The organism is Pseudomonas sp. B414, assembly GCF_055408445.1.
The window spans coordinates 1-12,199 of sequence record NZ_JBUZTQ010000034.1 but is presented as its reverse complement, the minus strand read 5'-3'; the positions used below and the strand labels follow the sequence as shown (position 1 = coordinate 12,199).

13 protein-coding genes and 2 pseudogenes are annotated in these 12,199 nt (G+C 54.0%); 9 read left to right on the top strand and 6 right to left on the bottom strand.

All coding sequences use genetic code 11. The annotated features are described in order from the left end of the window. Positions 1 to 128 precede the first annotated feature (128 nt). On the top strand, positions 129 to 611 hold the full coding sequence (gene eco, locus ACZRMH_RS21335; protein WP_464015155.1) for a serine protease inhibitor ecotin: 483 nt from the start codon (positions 129 to 131) through the stop codon (positions 609 to 611). A 137-nt stretch (positions 612 to 748) separates the two neighbouring features. Here eco and ACZRMH_RS21330 read toward each other — a convergent pair whose 3' ends face one another. The 6 genes from ACZRMH_RS21330 to ACZRMH_RS21305 all read right to left on the bottom strand — a co-directional run bounded on the left by ACZRMH_RS21330 (position 749) and on the right by ACZRMH_RS21305 (position 4,837). Beyond that, positions 749 to 1,897: a PQQ-dependent sugar dehydrogenase gene (locus ACZRMH_RS21330; RefSeq protein WP_464015154.1), complete on the bottom strand. Its 1,149-nt coding sequence runs from the start codon at positions 1,895 to 1,897 to the stop codon at positions 749 to 751. Positions 1,898 to 1,915: 18 nt separating this feature from the next. After that, positions 1,916 to 2,254, bottom strand: a complete 339-nt coding sequence (locus tag ACZRMH_RS21325; RefSeq protein WP_464015153.1) for a hypothetical protein — start codon at positions 2,252 to 2,254, stop codon at positions 1,916 to 1,918. 31 nt (positions 2,255 to 2,285) lie between these two features. Next, positions 2,286 to 2,744, bottom strand: coding sequence for a hypothetical protein (locus tag ACZRMH_RS21320; protein ID WP_464015152.1), 459 nt, complete (start codon positions 2,742 to 2,744; stop codon positions 2,286 to 2,288). A 247-nt stretch (positions 2,745 to 2,991) separates the two neighbouring features. Then, a complete protein-coding gene (gene hdeA, locus ACZRMH_RS21315; protein ID WP_464015151.1) occupies positions 2,992 to 3,309 on the bottom strand; it encodes an acid-activated periplasmic chaperone HdeA in 318 nt (105 codons plus the stop codon). 78 nt (positions 3,310 to 3,387) lie between these two features. Continuing rightward, positions 3,388 to 4,428: a zinc-dependent alcohol dehydrogenase family protein gene (locus ACZRMH_RS21310; protein WP_464015150.1), complete on the bottom strand. Its 1,041-nt coding sequence runs from the start codon at positions 4,426 to 4,428 to the stop codon at positions 3,388 to 3,390. 133 nt (positions 4,429 to 4,561) lie between these two features. Continuing rightward, positions 4,562 to 4,837, bottom strand: coding sequence for a DUF2798 domain-containing protein (locus ACZRMH_RS21305; RefSeq protein WP_464015149.1), 276 nt, complete (start codon positions 4,835 to 4,837; stop codon positions 4,562 to 4,564). 130 nt (positions 4,838 to 4,967) lie between these two features. Here ACZRMH_RS21305 and ACZRMH_RS21300 point away from each other — a divergent pair, with 130 nt between their 5' ends. From ACZRMH_RS21300 to ACZRMH_RS21265, 8 genes and pseudogenes are all read left to right on the top strand, one after another. After that, on the top strand, positions 4,968 to 5,915 hold the full coding sequence (locus ACZRMH_RS21300; RefSeq protein ID WP_464015148.1) for a LysR family transcriptional regulator: 948 nt from the start codon (positions 4,968 to 4,970) through the stop codon (positions 5,913 to 5,915). A gap of 200 nt (positions 5,916 to 6,115) precedes the next feature. Beyond that, positions 6,116 to 6,283 carry a hypothetical protein gene (locus tag ACZRMH_RS21295; protein WP_464015147.1) on the top strand — a complete coding sequence of 56 codons (168 nt, stop codon included), beginning with the start codon at positions 6,116 to 6,118 and terminating at the stop codon, positions 6,281 to 6,283. Positions 6,284 to 7,251: 968 nt separating this feature from the next. Next, positions 7,252 to 7,462, top strand: a pseudogene (locus ACZRMH_RS21290) (hypothetical protein). 502 nt (positions 7,463 to 7,964) lie between these two features. Then, entirely contained in the window at positions 7,965 to 8,888 is a 924-nt protein-coding gene (locus tag ACZRMH_RS21285) for a fimbrial protein (RefSeq protein WP_464015146.1), read from the top strand. Between the two features lie 230 nt (positions 8,889 to 9,118). Then, positions 9,119 to 9,277, top strand: coding sequence for a hypothetical protein (locus ACZRMH_RS21280; protein ID WP_464015145.1), 159 nt, complete (start codon positions 9,119 to 9,121; stop codon positions 9,275 to 9,277). Further along, complete coding sequence (locus tag ACZRMH_RS21275; protein WP_464015144.1) at positions 9,274 to 9,480, top strand: hypothetical protein; 207 nt, start codon at positions 9,274 to 9,276, stop codon at positions 9,478 to 9,480. The genes ACZRMH_RS21280 and ACZRMH_RS21275 overlap by 4 nt, the downstream gene beginning before the upstream one ends. Positions 9,481 to 9,725: 245 nt before the next feature. Continuing rightward, a pseudogene (locus ACZRMH_RS21270) lies at positions 9,726 to 10,060 on the top strand (site-specific integrase); the annotation flags it as partial. 20 nt (positions 10,061 to 10,080) lie between these two features. After that, the gene (locus tag ACZRMH_RS21265; protein ID WP_464015143.1) at positions 10,081 to 11,667 is read left to right on the top strand and encodes an ABC-F family ATPase; all 1,587 of its coding nucleotides are present in this window, start codon (positions 10,081 to 10,083) and stop codon (positions 11,665 to 11,667) included. Positions 11,668 to 12,199 lie beyond the last annotated feature (532 nt).

Sequence of the window (12,199 nt, the reverse complement as noted above, 5' to 3'; positions counted from 1 at the left end):
GAAGCAATCTATCCACGCCGAGTGATCTGTTTTGCACTTTAATGCACTATTGCTTGTCTTAGATGGATCCAATCAGGTTGTTCAATTCACCTGAATGCCTATTTTTAGCTCAGATATAAGGAAGTCGCATGAAACCACTGTTGATCAGCGCAGCCGTATTACTCTCCATGAGTACGCTGTGCAGCGTGGCCAACGCTGCCAAGCTGGAAGACGTCGCCCCCTACCCTAAAGCCGAAGCGGGCTTTAGCCGCCAGGTCATTCACTTACCAAAGCAGAAGAATGAAGACGATTACAAAGTACAAATCATTGCGGGCAAGACGCTGCAGGTCGACTGCAATCAGCAGCGCCTTGGCGGTAAGCTGGAAGAAAAAACCCTCAAGGGTTGGGGTTACCCGATGTACCGCCTGAACAAGGTGAGCGGACCTATGAGCACGATGATGGCCTGCCCCGAAGGCAAGGCTCACCCCGAATTTGTCCCGGTAGTCGGTGAAGGCTTTATGCTGCGTTACAACAGCAAATTGCCTATCGTAGTGTACGTGCCCAAGGATATCGAAGTGCGCTACCGGATCTGGTCTGCCTCCAAGCAGGTCAAGCAGGCCGTTAGCGAATAAAAACGTATTTTCCGTAAGCTATCTGTGGGAGCGGGCTTGCTCGCGATACAGGCAACTGGGTACATCAGACACATCGCGCTGATGCCATCGCAGGCAAGCCAGCTCCCACAAAGGCAACAGCAAGATGTGATCTGGACTTACTGCAACCCCACGCGATATAGCACGCCATTGTCCTCATCGGTCAATACATACAAATAACCATCAGGGCCCTGGCGCACATCGCGGATACGGGCCTTGAGATCGCCAAGCAAGCGTTCTTCGTGCACTACCTTGTCGTCGTTCAACTGCAGCCGGATCAAGTCTTTATCCGCCAGGGCACCAATAAACAGGTTGTGCTGCCAGGGCTTGAAGCGATCTGCATCGTAGAAGGCCATGCCGCTGATAGCCGGGGATTTCTCCCAGACATGGTGCGGTACCACAGTGCCTTCAACGGTTTTGCCCTGGGCTTCGGAAATCGGCTTCGAAGAGTAGTCAACACCGTGAGTCGCCATCGGCCAGCCGTAGTTTTTACCACGCTCGATCAGGTTGATTTCGTCCCCACCTTTCGGCCCGTGCTCATGGGTCCACAAAGTACCCGTCCAGGGATTCAGCGCGGCACCCTGCTGATTACGATGGCCGTATGACCAGATTTCCGGCCTTACCCCCTGCTGACCGACAAAAGGGTTGTCCTTGGGCACACGCCCGTCAGGATAGATGCGTGCAATCTTGCCCTGCAGCTTGTCCAGATCCTGTGAGGTTGGACGCTGGTTGTTCTCGCCAAGGGCAATAAACAGGTAGCCGTCGCGGTCGAATACCAGGCGCGAACCAAAGTGATTGCCGGTTGACAGCTTTGGCTCCTGGCGAAAGATCACCTCAAAGTTACTCAGTCGGGTCAAATCATCTGACAGGCGGCCACGGCCAACGGCGGTACCGGCCTTGCCATCATCACCACCTTCGGCGTACGACAGATACACCAGTCGATCCTCGGCAAAACTGGGCGACAACACCACATCGAGCAAACCGCCCTGCCCCTTGGCCCAGACCTGCGGTACGCCAGAAAGTGGCGCCGACAGTTTGCCAGCCGGGCTGACCACCCGCAGATTGCCCGCGCGCTCGGTTATCAGGATGCCCTGTTTATCAGGCAAAAATGCCAGTGCCCAGGGATGATCAAGTCCTTCAACCACAGGTGTGGCCGTGACGGTTCCGGACTCGGAAGCAAAGGTCTTCGGTGTATCAGCATGGGCCGTGAAGGCAATATTGAGCAGCGAAGTGGCACACAAGGTGGCCAGCAGGGTTTTTCTCAACATATGCAGTTCCTTGTTCTATTAGGGTTTGTCTCGCGGCTGTAGCGACGGTGCTGTCGGTTTGAGGGTGGGCGGCGGCGCCGTAGGGCGTGGGTAGCCGTTACCGATTTCGCCATTTTCGATGGAAGGGGTACGCGGCACAGGAGCAGTCGACGGACCTCGTGCGCCCGGTACAGAGGCCCCCGTGCCCTGGCGACTATTGGGATTTATACGACGGATTGGATTGTTGGCAGGCTGGGTATTGGTAATCGGGGTATTTTGAGCCAGCAGCGTGTCGGCTGCGGGCATTTGCGCCTGCGCGTGGGCAGCCAGTGCGCCACCCAACAGCAGAAGTACAAGACTGCAACTGATACTGTTCATCACGCCCTCCGTCAGGGTTATTGAGCAATCATCAACTGTCGATTTCAGGCCCGATCTCGATCACCGTGGACTCCCTTGCCTGAGCCAGAAGCGCTTCACGGCAAACCTGGTAACAGTCTTCGATATGCCCGTTGCCGACCACTTTCATCACGCCAAAGCTGATGGTTGCCGCCACGGCCTGCCCCACAAAAGGAACAAAGCGAATCACTGACTTGGTCGCCACCTTGGCGCCCATTTTGCGCAGCAGCGACATGACCAGGGTTCGGCTGATGAATTTGCCGATCACTTCGCTGCCAATACCCGTGACCGCCACGACAATCAGGCGTTTTGAGCGCGAGTCCATCTGCGCAATCTGCTGTGGGGTCAAGCCGAATTTACTGTTGATGGCCGGCAGCATCTCAACCAGAAGCGCCACATCGGTGCCGATATCCAGCCCCGGGATTGGCAGCGCAGCCGCACCTGCCGAAACGGCCGAGCGTTTGGTGACCATGGATCTGCACTCGTCACGAATACGATCAAGCTCGGCTAATGATCTGATTAACATAGGACTCCCGACACATAGAGATATAACCAGCGTAGTTTACTACGCCCTTGCGAGCAGCAAGGCGGGTCTGTCTTTATGTAGAGGGGTTACAGCGCAGGAAATTCACAAAAGCGAGGGATGTTTTTGCCCACAAGGGGCAACGTTACTCGGAGGGGGTAGCCTGTACTCTTGTGAAGTACAGGCCTGGCGCGGGTTACACGTCTTTTTTGACTTTTTCCCACTCAGCCTTGAGCTTGGAGACGAAGGATTCTTTCGGCGTTTCCTTGCAAGCAGTGACAACTATGGGCGTAATTTTTGCGATACCGTCCACATCCAGCACTGCGTCTTCGACTTTGCCCTTCTTGTTGATCGCTTCACCCAAGCCAACAGCGGTCGGCTGGAAGCTTTCATCAACAGCCAGGAAGTCCGCGCAGGTCCATTTTGCGACGGGCTGCTTGGTGGTTTCCGCCTGTGCCAAGCTGGAAAGTGCCATCAAACCTGCAGCGCCGATTAACAGAATGTGCTTTTTCATATGCCAATATCCCTATTTTCAACGATTAAGTAACATTAGTTCTGCCGCAAACAACATAGTAGTGGATAGGATATCTGTCTATTTTTGCGACAGGATCACCTTCATTGCCTTCTCCTTGGCCGCATTGCCGAACACCTCATAAGCCTTGAGAATATCTGCCAGTGCAAAGCGGTGGGTAATCAACTTGCCAGCGTCGACTTTCCCCGATTGCACGGTTTTCATCAGCAGCGGCGTAGTATTGGTATTGACCAGCCCGGTGGTAATAGTGACGTTCTGGATCCATAACTTTTCCAGATGCAATTCCACGCTTTTACCATGTACGCCGACGTTGGCAATGGTCCCGCCCGGAGCTATCACCGACTGGCAGGTGTCGAAAGAAGCAGGAATGCCTACCGCTTCAATCGCCACATCCACACCGACCCCATCCGTCAACTCGAAAATACGCTCGACTGCATTTTGTGTATTGATATCGATAACATCGGTGGCGCCGAAGCGTTTTGCCACTTCAAGCCGATTGGTATCGCCGTCGACCATGATCAATTGAGCCGGAGAGTAAAACTGTGCCGTCAGCAGCGCCGCCATACCCACAGGTCCGGCACCGACGATCACAACGCTGTCACCCGGCTTGACCTTGCCCGCAAGCACACCGATTTCAAAGCCGGTGGGCAAAATATCGCTGAGCATCACCAGGGCCTCCTCATCCGCTCCGGCAGGCACCGGGTAGAGGCTGTTGTCAGCATGGGGGATACGCACATATTCGGCCTGGGTGCCGTCAATCGTATGGCCCAGGATCCAGCCGCCGTCAGCACAGTGGGAATACATCTGCCGCCGACAGTTGGCACAACTGCCGCATGAGGTAATGCAGGAAATCAGTACATGATCACCCGGCTTGAAGTTACGGATGGCCGAACCAACAGACTCGATCACTCCCACCCCTTCGTGGCCCAGCACAGTACCAGGGGTCACCTCGGGCACATCACCCTTGAGGATATGCAGGTCTGTCCCGCAGATAGTGGTATGCAGGATCCTTACAATCGCATCGGTCGGTTTGTCGATGACCGGATTAGGGATCTCGGCCCAGGCTTTTTCGCCGGGGCCCTGATAGGTGAGCGCTTTCATGATGGCCTTCCTTTACCTGATCAAAAATCATCAGCGGCTGCCACAGAGCTGGCAGCCCCGCAAAATCATTGATGCAGTTAAGCAGCCTTTGGCGATCGCGCTCTTGCCACAGGTCACAAAAGCCCGTTTCGGACTAACGGTGCGGATGCACCGTAACAGCCACCAGCTTCACCACAATGGGCCGCACCACCAGAATGCACAGGAAGGCGACGGGCATTGCCAACTGATAGGCGTGCAGTGCATTGCTCAGGTATTCGCCCTCAATACCGGAATTTGCCGCAGTGATCACCAGCGACATCAGAAAGGCCATGATCGTTGACATGTAAAACGCGAACACATACGGCGTCACACGGGCCGAGAGCTTGAAACGTCGGGCGTTCAGGGCGTTGGCATTGTTTTCTGATGTCATATACAGAACCTTTTTCAGCTTGGATTTCAGGAAAGACGCACCTTAACAAGATCAAAAACAGGCAACTAGACGCCCATCGGCAGTTACTTTATAAATAAAAACTTACGAATAGCTTTGGAGTGGGTTTACAGTGAACCTGTTAGCGGCGATTGCCAGTTTTATCAAAGTGGTCGAAACGGGTTCCATTGTGGGGGCAGCCAGAAATCTGGGGCTCAGTGCCGCAGCTGTCAGCCAGACCATCAATCGCCTGGAGGAACATCTGGGCACCCGGCTGCTGCAACGCACCACCCGCAGCATGGCCATGACCGAAAACGGTGCGCTGTATTACGCAAAAGTACGGCGCATCGCCTCGGACCTCGAAGCGGCACAAATGGCTATCAGCACGGACGATAGCGAACTTCAGGGCAGGTTATGCATTGCTTCGACATCCGCGTTCGGCCGCCATGTACTCGCGCCCTTGATTGCCGGTTTTGCAGCGCGTTACCCGCGCCTGTCACTGGAACTGTGCACCACCGACGGCAAAATCAATCATATCCAGGACAACATTGACCTGAGCCTGCGGATCAAACCGCAACTGGAAGAAGGCATCGTCGCGCGCAAGCTCGCCTCAGTGCCCTTTATCGTCTGCGCTTCACCGGCTTATCTGGAGCGGGCCGGTATCCCCCGCGCCCCCGAAGACCTCCAGCAGCACGCCTGCCTGGGCTTTCGCTATCCGCTGGACGGACGCCTGTTGCGCTGGGGGTTTATTCGCAGGGGCCAACACTCTTACGCAACCCTGAATTTCAATGCCATCAGCGATGACATTGATGCACTGACCCAGATGGCCGTCCACGGCGCCGGGATCGCGCGCCTGGCGGAGTTCGTGGCAGCTCCCTATATAGAGTCGGGCCAGCTTATTGCCCTGCTCAAGCACAGCCATGAATCGAGCGAGTCCTGCGCAGAACCACTGGATATTTATGCGTGTGTCCAGGACCGCTCGGCCATGACCCTTAAGGTCAAAGCCTTTATCGATTATTTGTCCGAACATTTGGAAAAGCGCTGGCCAAAAGACAATATTGTGACAATGCACGACAATTAAGCTTTTATCTTAAGTGCGCACTCAATTAGTGCAATATCCTTTTGGATTACATCTATAATTTTAAGTACTCAAAACAATCCATATAGATGAAGTAGTACGTACTTATACTTTTCCGCTATTAAAAAAAAACACCTCAGATGAGTTCTATTCCCAGGTCTGCTGATACACTCAAGTCAAAACGCCATTCAGGGATGAAGACTATGAGCGCGACAAGCAAGCGTGGATGGAAATGGGCCTACCGTAAAATGCGCGACCTGCATTGCGACCGCCCCTCGGCCTTCTACAGGGCCACCCTGTATGTCCTTCGCGGCGACACGGGGACCTTTATGTGCGAACTGACCCGCAAGAAAATTCGCATCAGTCGCTGATAAGGCTTCCTATACGCTCATACACTGCAACGTCAGAATAATCTCACAATTTAAAGTTCGTGATACCTACGAGCTTGTAAGATTAAGGCTATAGGAGCGATCAATACATACAGGCCTACTTAACCTCATTGCAACCTCCTGACAGAGAAAATCGATGAGTTTTAGTATTGGCCTGATCATTTCGGCCTTGCCCGACAGCGCGGTGGGGCACTCAGTACTATACGCTTACAAAGGTAGAGCCTAATGAGTGCTCCAGCAAAACATGACTGGAAGTGGGCGTTTCGCAAAATGCGCAAAATGCGCTGTTCATTTATTTCTGCTTTCTACAGGGCAACCTTGTACGCCTTACGCGGCGATACCGGCAGATTTGTCTGCAGAAAAGCCCATATGAAAATTCGCATTAGCCGCTGACCGCCCCTTGTTAGCCCCCTTGAACCGGCACATCTCATTGGCAGCAATTGCTCTGCGTCTCAAGGTCGCACCACCAGGTCAAACCGTGGACTGCTTGTGCCTATAAAAGGGGGCCGCGTGTGCCAGGCCCGGTTTTTGCTCAGCGCAGAGGCGCGAAACCGGCAAACACCCTGAATCATATGCGCGCTGGATCAACTCAAGCTCAGGTTGGAGCGAGCTGGAAAAGCTCCAAATTGGTCCCCGATGGGTACCGGCTGAAACCAGCGAACTCTAAGCTATTGATAGGTAAAGTAATTGATCTCCACAGCAAATATCACCATGCGGTCTGAAACGCATTCTGGTGATTAGCGGTGATCAGTGTTTATTGGGCGAAGTCGTCGTGAGTAATCACTCGTAACGCACCGAAATGCACCCGTTGGTTCCAGAAGTGGTCCCAACGGGGGGAATTTCGGCCCATGCCGAAACTGCATAACCCTCCCCTTCGGCATCCTGCCGACCTATATCAAATCCCAAGCTTCCGCCGGCTGCTAAGCTCTTCACTCATAAGAGGAACAAGCATGCCGAATTCAGACCTTCTTACCTTCACTGCTCTCCAAGCTTTATGAGAATCAACTGGCCCTTGAGGCATCCATCATGGAGTTAACAAACTGGGTGGAGCAGAGCGGCTCCACTGAAGTCGCCGAGAACATCCGGGGGGCTCTGCACGCCATCGACCAGAACGAAGAGTTCATCAAGCTGACCCTAGCCGTCCTGATAGTGCCTGACTGATCATCGGGCAAACCTGCACTTTCTAGCGGGCGCTATAAAGACAGGCCAAGCTGGCCGATGTGAGTTGCGGAACTACATTTATGCACCTCGTTGATTTCCCACCACCTCTAGATGCATGTTTAAGGGCAGATCGATCTGCCTAATAAAAAGACGTGGCCACCCTATGGACGCAGCCGCATCCGCCGCTTTTCAAGACCGATAGTCAAATTCAGGCGGGGGTAGCCTCATAGGCTATCGGCTTTCCACAATTCAGATAAAACAGCAGGCCTGCAGCCCGCATTCTTTAAGGGGTTCGGCCTTAGTTATGGTCCCGCCCCCCCTCTGGCGTTCTGCCGGCCAATTCGATCAACGCAACGAAGGCTGTCATCGCAGGCAATAATCTCAGGACTGTCTTATTTTCTCAGGCGCACGCAATCGATAGGGTATCTCGTCAACCGTCACACACACCCTGGTTATCAAAAAAATGTGCATTTCAAAAAAACACCATTGGCAACCCTCTATAATGGCCGCGCTAGCCACGATCTTTTTTGGCTATTCATCAGATACATTGGCAGCGAACTGCCTGTTCACTCAAGGCGGCGAATTTACGGCTAACTTCGCTGTCGCGCCAATCGCATTGACAGTCCCTCGAGATACACCTGTAGGCACGGTAGTTTATGAAGAGTCCATAACAGCACCACAACAAGGTTTTTACTGCCCTTCTCCGTCGCCCTTTATCTTCGCACTCAACCCTACGCTAGGTAGCGTCACTACCGGTAACGTCTTTCCTTTGGGTAAAACCGGGCTATCACTCAAAGTCAAAAACACACAAAATGGATATCTAAATGCCGACAGAATTATCAGTAGCCAGAATTACCTAGACCCCATCAGAACCTACACCATTGAAATTATTAAGTCGGGTGAACTATCATTGAAAAATGAGGTTCCTGCAGGCAATTTGGGGGCGCATCGATTCGGTGACCTTGACCTTGTGAAGATCAATCTGGCCAACCCAATCATTTTAAACGCTGCATCCTGCGTGACCCCGGATATATCTGTCCAAATGGGTGATGATTATTACCTTAATGAATTCAGCAATATCGGTGTTACGTCACAAGCCGTTAAATTCAATATTGGCCTTCACCAGTGCCAGACAGGCATCCAGAAGGTCACGTACTCCCTTAAAGCTACCACTCAAGTCATTGATCAGAAGCAGGGCATCGTTGCGTTGAATGCCAGTTCGACCGCCAAAGGCATCGGTCTGAAACTAATGGACGACGCAGGCCAGCCTGTTGCTTTGGATACCACTTATCAATTCAACGGCTTCAGTACCACAGGCACAGACTTCAACATCCCTCTTTCTGCTTCTTATTACCGCCTAGCCGATAGCGAACTCAAAGCTGGCACTGCAAACACATCAGTAACTTTTATAATGAGTTATCTGTAAAAACACGATGAGCTTCTCACTAGAATAGAGTTGATTGCTGCCCTGTTCACCTCACAGAGGAACAGCCATGCCTAACTCAGAAATGAAGCCATGATCGCCACCCTCTGGTTCGCCTACGTTTTCATCTACAAGGGGCCAAGGCCACGAACATCTACCGACACACCTTTGCAGCCGTCTGCCCGTCCGACGGCGAGACCATCATTTACCGGCTGGAACTGAAGTCGACGGCCATGATCCACGTCGAGCACATCCGCGCCTCGACAGCCCTGATCAAAAAGGGTTGGCACGAACAGATCGCTGACCGCCTGGCCGAAGACTTGGGCGGTCATCAAACCATCATCGCCACGCACCAGGGCGTCGAGATCGAAACAGTGAGGCTTAGCGGATGATCCATTACCACGGCACGCCTGCTGGCGGTAAGCGCGAGGACGCAGCTAAGTTCCTGGCCGGCAGGCACGCGCTGGTGCCGTTCCCGCGCAAGGACGATCTCGGGATTGTCGCCGACGTGTGCAAATCGTTTGTTTTCGATAACGGCGCGTTCACTGTATGGAAAAAGGGTGGACAGGTAGACGTCGAAGGCTACACACGTTGAGTCGAAGACTGGCATCGGCACCCTGGATTCACTTGGGCGCTCATTCCGGACGTTATCGACGGCGATGAAGAGGCCAACGACGACCTTGTTCGGCAGTGGCCGGAGGAGCTTCGCGGCGTGCCTGTCTGGCACTTACACGAATCGCTTGAGCGGTTGCAACGGCTGGCAAGGTGTTGGCGTACGGTCGCCCTGGGCAGTTCTGGGCAATGGTCTTCACCGGGCACCGGAGTTTGGTGGAAGCGGATGGGCATCGCAAGGTGTTGGAAACGCCTTTCATCTTCCCCCGTAGAAGAGCGCAGCATACGTCCGGCAGACGTCCGACCTGCACAAGCAATGGGTTCCTACACTGAAAGCGTTGAATATCCGTCGTCGCCCGCCATACAACTGTCGTCACACCTATGCGACAATATGCATTATGTCTGGCATGAACCCCGCCTTCATCTCCCAGCAGCTCGGCCATAGTGTGCAGATGCTGCTCTCGACTTATGCGCGTTGGATCAACTCAAGCTCGGACTGGAGCGAAATGCAAAAGCTCCAGATTGGTCCCAAATTGGTCCCAGTTCAAATAAGCGCACCCTAAGCTATTGATAGGTAAAGTAATTGATCTCCACAGCAAATATCACGATGCAGTTCGGCGCAAAGCCGCTATTCGAGAACGTTTCAGTAAAATTTGGCGCAGGTAACCGCTACGGTTTGATCGGTGCCAACGGTTGCGGCAAGTCCACTTTCATGAAAATCCTCGGTGATGACCTTGAGCCGTCCGGCGGTCAGGTCATGCTGGAGCCGAACGTGCGTCTGGGTAAATTGCGCCAGGACCAGTTCGCCTACGAAGAATTCACCGTGATCGATACCGTGATCATGGGTCACGAAGAGCTGTGGAAGGTCAAGGCCGAGCGCGATCGCATCTACTCGCTGCCGGAAATGACTGAAGCTGACGGCATGGCCGTGGCTGAACTTGAAACCGAGTTCGCCGAAATGGACGGTTACACCGCAGAATCCCGTGCCGGTGAGCTGCTGCTGGGCCTGGGTATTGGTATCGAGCAACACAACGGCCCGATGAGCGAAGTGTCGCCAGGCTGGAAGTTGCGCGTGTTACTGGCTCAGGCACTGTTCTCCGATCCTGAAGTGCTGCTGCTCGACGAACCCACCAACCACCTGGATATCAACACCATCCGCTGGCTGGAAAACATTCTGACCCAGCGCAACAGCCTGATGATCATCATCTCTCACGATAGACACTTCCTGAACAGTGTCTGCACCCACATGGCTGACCTGGACTACGGCGAGCTGCGTCTGTTCCCGGGCAACTATGACGAATACATGACCGTTGCTACTCAGTCGCGCGAGCAACTGCTGTCGGAAAACGCCAAGAAGAAAGCCCAGATCAACGAACTGCAAGCATTCGTCAGCCGCTTCTCGGCCAACGCCTCGAAATCCAAGCAGGCCAGCTCCCGCGCCAAGGCGATCGACAAGATCACCCTGGCCGAGGTCAAGCCTTCGAGCCGTGTCAGCCCGTTCATTCGTTTCGAACAGAACAAGAAGCTGCACCGCCAGGCTGTGATTGTCGAGCAAATGGCCAAAGGCTTTGATGGCAAGACCCTGTTCAAGGACTTCAGCTTCACCGTTGAAGCCGGCGAGCGTGTCGCGATCATTGGCCCCAACGGTATCGGTAAAACCACCCTGCTGCGTACCCTGGTCAACGAACTGACCCCGGATGCCGGTACTGTGAAGTGGACTGAAGCCGCCGAACTGGGCTACTACGCCCAGGACCACGCTCATGACTTCGAAGACGATATGACCCTGTTCGACTGGATGGGTCAGTGGACTCAGGGCGAGCAAATGGTGCGTGGCACCCTGGGCCGCATGCTGTTCTCCAACGACGACATCCTCAAGTCGGTCAAAGTGATTTCCGGTGGTGAGCAAGGTCGCATGCTGTTCGGCAAGCTGATCCTGCAAAAAGCCAACGTACTGGTCATGGATGAACCGACCAACCACTTGGACATGGAGTCCATCGAGGCGCTGAACCTGGCGCTCGAAAACTACCCGGGCACCCTGGTATTCGTCAGTCATGACCGTGAGTTCGTATCCTCGCTGGCCACTCGTATTATCGAGCTGAGCCCAAGCGGTGTGATCGACTTCAGCGGCACTTACGATGACTACCTGCGTAGCCAGGGCGTGACGTTCTGATTTAGACGCTGCCCTACAGGCTGTAACGAAAACCCCGTCCTGGTGACGGGGTTTTTCGTTTTGCGGGGGTTCATTGTGGGAGCGAGCCTGCTCGCGAAACACACGACGCGGCCTTTAAGACAAACCCTCGTGTTGACCATCGCGGGCAAGCCCGCTCCCACATTTGACCCAGCATGCACCACAAAACCCTGTGAGAGCAGGCTTGCCTGCGATGCAAACGCTGCGATCCGCCAGGTAAATCGCAGTGATGTTATCGCGAGCAGGCTCGCTCCCACATTTGACCCAGCATGCACCACAAAACCTGTGGGAGCAGGCTTGCCTGCGATGCAAGCGCCGAGATTCGCCAGGTAAATCGCAGTGATGTTATCGCGAGCAGGCTCGCTCCCACATTTGAGCCAGCATGGCACCACAAAACCTGTGGGAGCAGGCTTGTCTGCGATGCAAGCGCCGAGATTCGCCAGGTAAATCGCAGTGATGTTATCGCGAGCAGGCTCGCTCCCACATTTGAGCCAGCATGGCACCACAAAACCTG